The organism is Sphingobium sp., from assembly GCF_041987595.1.
GTDB lineage: Bacteria > Pseudomonadota > Alphaproteobacteria > Sphingomonadales > Sphingomonadaceae > Sphingobium.
Window position 1 is genome coordinate 1 of sequence record NZ_JBHIWJ010000159.1, and the last position, 5,885, is coordinate 5,885.

A 5,885-nucleotide genomic window follows, 5' to 3' on the forward strand; every position below is an offset into this window, starting at 1 on the left:
GAGCAGCCGCGAGGCAGCGCGCTTGCTGCACAAGGCCGAGGATGGCGGAGCGCCCCCCAAAAGGCTTGGGGACATGATTATCGGGGAGGCGCTGCAAAGCACTTCGGGCGATCATGGTGCCGCGCCGCAGCCCGGCGCCGGTGCGCCACTGAGGCGCCGCCGCCTGATGATAGGAGCGCTTGCCATGACCATGGCCCTTGGACTGATCGCCTTTGCCACGCTTCCCCTGATCACCGCCACCAGCGCCACCGCCGAGCCCGCTGGGCCGGTGGCCGACAAGCAGGTGGTCGATGCCGCGCGCCAGTTCCTCGCGCTCGTGGAGCAGAAGAAATGGGCGGAAAGCTATGCCGCCACCGGAAGCGCCTTCCGCCAGCTCAACACGCTGCAGGTCTGGTCCGAGGTGTCCGAGCAGGTCCATGCTCGCTACGGCAAGGCGGTGTCTCGCACCCTGCTTGCCCATGAGAACCTCCCTGCCCCGCCCTCAGGCTATGAGGTGGTCAAGTTCCGCGCGGTATATGCCAACAGGACCGAGGCGGTGGAGACGGTGACGCTGGACCGCGAGGATGGCAGGTGGGTCATCGTGGGGGTCACGGTGGGGTAATTCCGCGCGATCCCGCCCCTTTGCCATAAACCCAGCCCAACCGTCCCTGAAAGGGAATTCGCCTTGTTCAAGATGACCACGCCCATGCTGGCGGCCCTTGTGCTTGCCTCAAGCTCCTGCCTGACAGCGGCGCAGGACCTGCCACCGGATGCCTCTGCCGATCCCACGACATCGCTCGACGCTGCCTTCCATGCCTGGCTCACGGCCATCAACAGCGGCAATCGCGCCGAAATCCAGGCATTCTATCGTCAGCATGCCGATGACCCGAACCCGCTCTTCGCGCTCGAACAGGCAGAAGACAGCTGCGGCTTTGAAGTCGACCATTTCAAGGCCAAGACCTCGACCAGCATGGAGGTGCTGCTCCGCCAGAAATACCTGCCCGGACTGCAAAGGCTGAAACTGGCTGTTGCGAATGCCGGCGATTCAAAGCTGAAGACCCTTGATCTGCGGCCCATGCCCCTGCCCGACAATGGAGCAATCCAGGCAACGCGGCTGGTTGCGGACCGGCTTGCCCAGCGCGGCGAATTTGCTGGCGCGATCATCGTCGAGCGCGAGGGGAAAAGGCTATTCGCGGCCAGTTGGGGCGAGGTGCGGCCGGGGAGCGGCAGGGCCATCACATTGGACACGCCGATGCTGCTGGCCTCATCCGGCAAGATGTTCACTGCGGTCAGCATCCTGCAGCTTGTGGCGGCGGGCAAGGTCGAACTGGATGCTCCCATCGGGCGCTATCTGACCGAATATCCCAATGCCGAAATGGCAAAGGTCACGATCCGGCAGCTTCTCAATCATCGCGGTGGCGCGGGAGATATCGGCATATTGGGCCGCGATGAAGGCGCAAACCGTGCGCGGGTCCGCACCTTGGCAGAGATGATTCAGCTCAACGGCGGGCGTCCCCCCGAATTTCCGCCGGGGAGCAAGACCGAATATTCCAATTACGGTTTCATCTTGCTGGGAGCGGTGATCGAGCGCGTATCGGGAATGGCATATGCGGATTACGTGCAAGCCCATATCTTTGCACCCGCCGGGATGGCGCATAGCGGCTTTCCGGATCGCGACCATCTGGATGAGGTGCCGCTGGGCTTCACCCGCTATTTTGGCGAGCAGGAAGCGAAAGTGCCCAATACCGATACGCTCCCCTGGCGCGGATCGGCAGCGGGTGGAGGGGTTGCCAGCGCGAACGACATGGCACGGTTCTTCGGGACACTCCCAACCGGCAAGCTGCTACCGCCCGAACTGTTCAAGCTGGCAACCATGGCGGGCGACACGCCGTGGTATGGCCTGGGCTTCGTCGTGAATTCCGGGCCGGAGGCGAGCTGGGGGCATGGCGGGACTGCCTATGGCATGGACGTGGCGGTTCATCATTACGCGACGATCGACACGACATTCATCTGCCTTGGGGCCAACGATATGGTGTGCAACCGGCTGATCTTCGCATGGTTCCTGCGCACTTTCCCGCCGGGCGACCAAGACGACTGAACTACAGCGACCGAAGTCGCCGGATCATCATGTGCCTGCTATCACCCGGCGGGACAGCCAGGAGGTTCGCGCCGCCCGCGCGCTATGTGGTGGTCATGTTCCGCACCGTCCATGCCAACAAGGCATAGGCCGGGGAGACGGTGGCGCTTGGCAGGGAGCACGGACACCGGGTCGGTGTCACCGTGACCATCGGCCAGGCTCAGGCCAGCAGCCGCTGCCCCGCCCCCAGCGCGCGTGGGGCAGCCGATCGCGCCGCCAGAAAGCCGATCGACAGATGCGGCGGAGGCGACACCAGGGACGCATAATCGGAAGTTTCCGCAACCCTGGAATGGCTGTCAGGGAAAATGTCGCACAGCTTACCTTCAGGCCTCGGAGCCCAAGAGCTCTGGCATCGGGCACCTGTCTTCAGCAGAGGATTGGGTTTCCACTTTGCAGCGACCGAAGCGGGCGCCACATAGCCTGTCCTGCACCACGACTGCCATTTGGGGATCGAGACCTGAGCGACCGGCGTGCTTGCGGTTGACGGGAGCGGAAATTCCGGTGCCGGGTTGGGCACGAAAACCGGACGAGGCCTGTAGGAGACATGGGCCCAATCATGGCCATCATTATGGCGGGCGTAATTGGCCAGCGACGCGATGCGCTCGGTAGCAGGGGCAACCGATTGCCACACCGTGAGCACTGCAAATATTACCACGCCGGCGAAGATCACCGTAAAAATAGCCGTACCCATGACACAGATGTCCTATTGGGAGACGGATGGCCTCCCAGCCACAACCCGTGACAGCCTGTTTATAACATTGTGCATAACCAGTTGTCCATAAAAATGGACACTCGATGTTATAAATGGTTTTTCTTGGTTTCTATTTTGCTGCCCGCCAATGATACCCGCAGCAGCAAATGGCGTACAGCTTCACATTTTATCGTTTTATCGCAGCAGTTTATCCGGAATAATGGCATAGGTCGCCAGCGGGGTGCGCCTCCACCTTGGTGCTCACTCAGCAGGTAGAACGCGCTGCGGCAAGCGCGAAGTCCGCGCCGCCATCGCCAGCGTCTGGCCGTCAAGCGTCCTGAGAAATGCTTGTGCGGCCTGGTGCAGCATGCCCGTCAGCCCGCACTGGCTCTGCAGGATGCAGCCGTCACAATCGGCGAGCTGGATGCATGGTTCAGTCAGCCGGACGACCTCGCCCAAGGTCATGTCCTCTGCCGCTCGACCGAGCCGGAAGCCGCCTGATCTGCCCCGCACCGTCGCCAGCAGCCCGGCCTGGGCCAGTTGGTTGACGACCTTCATCGCATTGTTCCGTTAAATGCCATGACCCGCCACGATCCCGGGCTATGCCGAGAATGTCGACAAGTTGCAGAACCTCACCCCCGTCGTCCAGCGCATGGTCGCGCGGCATGTCGAGTGCGGCGTGAAAGCCGAGCATTACCCCTATGTCGCCGAAGCGCTGTTGCCCGCCATCCGCGACGTCATCGGTGAAGGCGCGACCGACGAGGTGCTGGCAGCCTGGGGCGAGGCCTATTGGTTCCTCGCCGACATCCTGATCGGCAAGGAAGCGGCATTGTACGAGGAAATCGCCGCCTGATGCGAAACGGGGCGGTTCGCGCCGCCCCGTCCCCAATCAGAAATGCAGCGCGCGACCATAGGCGCTCAGTACGCCCTCATGCATCATCTCGCTCAGCGTCGGGTGCGCGAAGACGGTGTGGATCAGGTCTTCCTCGGTCGTCTCGAGCTGGCGCGCGATGACATAGCCCTGGATCAGCTCGGTGACTTCCGCGCCGATCATGTGCGCGCCGAGCAGTTCGCCGGTCTTCGCGTCGAACACGGTCTTGATGAAGCCCTCGGCTTCGCCCAGCGCGATCGCCTTGCCGTTGCCGATGAACGGGAAGTTGCCGACCTTGACCTCGTGCCCGGCCTCCTTGGCCTTGGCTTCGGTGAGGCCGACACTGGCCACCTGCGGGCGCGAATAGGTGCAGCCCGGAATGTTCCACGTCTCGAACGGATGGGGGTTCTTGCCCGCGATATGCTCGACCGCGATGATGCCCTCATGGCTCGCCTTATGCGCCAGCCAGGGCGGGCCGGTGACATCGCCGATCGCGCGGATGCCCGGAACGTTGGTCTGGCCGAATCCATCGACGACGATATGGCCGCGTTCGGTCTTCACGCCCAGCGCTTCGAGGCCGATATCCTCGGTATTGGGCACGATGCCGATCGCGACGATGGCGTGGCTGAAGCTATGCTCCTCGCTCTTGCCGTCCTTGGTCTTGATCTTCGCCTTCACGCCCTTTCCGTCGCTGGTCAGCGCCTCGACGCCCGCGCCGGTCAGGATCGTCATGCCCTGCTTCTTGAGCGCCTTTTCCATGAACGCGCTGACATCGGCATCCTCGACTGGCAGGATGCGGTCGAGCATTTCGACGATGGTCACTTCCGCGCCCATGTCGCTGTAGAAGCTGGCAAACTCGACGCCGATCGCGCCCGATCCGATCACCAGCAGCTTAGCTGGCATTTCGGTCGGGGTCATCGCGTGACGATAGGTCCAGATCTTCTTGCCATCCGCCTTGGCGAACGGCAGGTCACGCGCGCGCGCGCCGGTGGCGACAATGATCTCCTTGGCCTCCAGCTCGCGCACCTGGTCGCCCTGGGTGACGGTCATCTTGCCCTTGCCGGTCAGCTTGCCGGTGCCTTCGACCACGGTGATCTTGTTCTTCTTCATCAGGCCTTTGACGCCCGCATTGAGCTGTCCCGAGACCGCGCGGCTGCGCGCGACGATCTTCTCGAGCTCGAAGCCGACCTTTTCGGCGGTCAGCCCGTAATTGCCGGCATGGCTCATGTAATGGAAGATTTCGGAAGTGCGCAGCAATGCCTTGGTGGGAATGCAGCCCCAGTTGAGGCAGATGCCGCCCAGCCGCTCGCGCTCGACGATCGCGGTCTTGAGACCCAGCTGCGCCGCGCGGATCGCGGAAACATATCCGCCAGGGCCCGAGCCCAGCACGATGAGGTCGAAACTTTCAGCCATGAGCGGTCTCTTTCTTTCCGGTCTTAATGGGTCGATACGCCCGCAGGCGGGCCATCGGAGGGGGAGGAAGACAATTTGGCGCTGCGCTTCATCAGGTCGAGATTGCACAGCATCCAGACGATGCCCGCCGCGACGGCCGGCGCGTAAGCCAGTTCGGCATAGGCGACCACCTCGGTCAAGAACAGCACGAGCAGAAACCCGCTCTCCGCAGCAACGCCGATGAGCAGCGGCAGGCGCAGCCAGGTCGGCGCGCGGCTGCGATCAAGCGCATAGGCGACACCGGTCATGCACAGCAGCACGGCGAATACCATGATGAAGGTGTAATAGGCGTCCTCGGTGCCGACGAACATGTCGCCAAGGTCCGCCGATCCCTCCTGGAACAGCGTGAACACGAACCGGCTCGCCAGCGTGGCGATGCAGGTGGGCAGCAGCAAGCGGCGGAAGAGGAAGGTGAGGATGGTCATAGAATCGCAGCACCCGCATCAATGCCCCTCTCCCGTAATGGGAGAGGGGCTATAAGGTCAGCCCCTGGCCCGGCTCAACTCAAGCCAGCATCCCCAGTGGGTTCTCGCACAGGTCCTTGAACGCCGCCATCAGCTGCGCGCCGTCGGCGCCGTCGATGGCGCGGTGGTCGAAGCTGCCGGTGGCGCTCATCACGGTGGCGATGCCGAGCGCGTCATCGACGATATACGGACGCTTTTCACCCGCGCCGATCGCCATGATCATGCCCTGGGGCGGGTTGATGACTGCCTCGAAATGCTTGATTCCGAACATGCCCATGTTCGACAGGCTGG

At 62.9% G+C, this 5,885-nt stretch carries 6 protein-coding genes and 1 pseudogene; 3 read left to right on the plus strand and 4 right to left on the minus strand.

Annotated elements, in window-relative coordinates; all coding sequences use genetic code 11:
• Together ACFC3J_RS21760 and ACFC3J_RS21765 are read left to right on the plus strand one after the other, a co-directional pair.
• Positions 1-601: DUF4019 domain-containing protein (locus ACFC3J_RS21760; RefSeq protein ID WP_375198052.1), on the plus strand; the 601-nt coding region annotated here is incomplete at its 5' end.
• Between the two features lie 72 nt (positions 602-673).
• Entirely contained in the window at positions 674-2,077 is a 1,404-nt protein-coding gene (locus ACFC3J_RS21765; RefSeq protein ID WP_375198055.1) for a serine hydrolase domain-containing protein, read from the plus strand.
• 991 nt (positions 2,078-3,068) lie between these two features.
• Here ACFC3J_RS21765 and ACFC3J_RS21770 read toward each other — a convergent pair.
• Positions 3,069-3,365 (minus strand): Rrf2 family transcriptional regulator, encoded by a 297-nt coding sequence (locus ACFC3J_RS21770; RefSeq protein ID WP_375198053.1) that lies wholly within the window; start codon positions 3,363-3,365, stop codon positions 3,069-3,071.
• A 28-nt stretch (positions 3,366-3,393) separates the two neighbouring features.
• Between ACFC3J_RS21770 and ACFC3J_RS21775 the strand changes: the two are divergent.
• Positions 3,394-3,660: pseudogene (locus tag ACFC3J_RS21775) on the plus strand (globin domain-containing protein); the annotation flags it as partial.
• 36 nt (positions 3,661-3,696) lie between these two features.
• Here the strand turns inward: ACFC3J_RS21775 and lpdA are convergent.
• From lpdA to ACFC3J_RS21790, 3 genes are all read right to left on the minus strand, one after another.
• Positions 3,697-5,091 (minus strand): dihydrolipoyl dehydrogenase, encoded by a 1,395-nt coding sequence (gene lpdA / locus ACFC3J_RS21780; RefSeq protein ID WP_181265992.1) that lies wholly within the window; start codon positions 5,089-5,091, stop codon positions 3,697-3,699.
• Positions 5,092-5,114: 23 nt separating this feature from the next.
• Complete coding sequence (locus tag ACFC3J_RS21785; protein WP_273303427.1) at positions 5,115-5,555, minus strand: hypothetical protein; 441 nt, start codon at positions 5,553-5,555, stop codon at positions 5,115-5,117.
• Positions 5,556-5,634: 79 nt separating this feature from the next.
• Positions 5,635-5,885: 2-oxo acid dehydrogenase subunit E2 (locus ACFC3J_RS21790; protein WP_375198054.1), on the minus strand; the 251-nt coding region annotated here is incomplete at its 5' end.

Coding starts and splice junctions, on each gene's coding strand:
- ACFC3J_RS21765 (WP_375198055.1), top strand. CDS start 674: ATGACCACGCCCATGCTGGCGGCCCTTGTGCTTGCCTCAAGCTCCTGC.
- ACFC3J_RS21770 (WP_375198053.1), bottom strand. CDS start 3,365: ATGAAGGTCGTCAACCAACTGGCCCAGGCCGGGCTGCTGGCGACGGTG.
- lpdA (WP_181265992.1), bottom strand. CDS start 5,091: ATGGCTGAAAGTTTCGACCTCATCGTGCTGGGCTCGGGCCCTGGCGGA.
- ACFC3J_RS21785 (WP_273303427.1), bottom strand. CDS start 5,555: ATGACCATCCTCACCTTCCTCTTCCGCCGCTTGCTGCTGCCCACCTGC.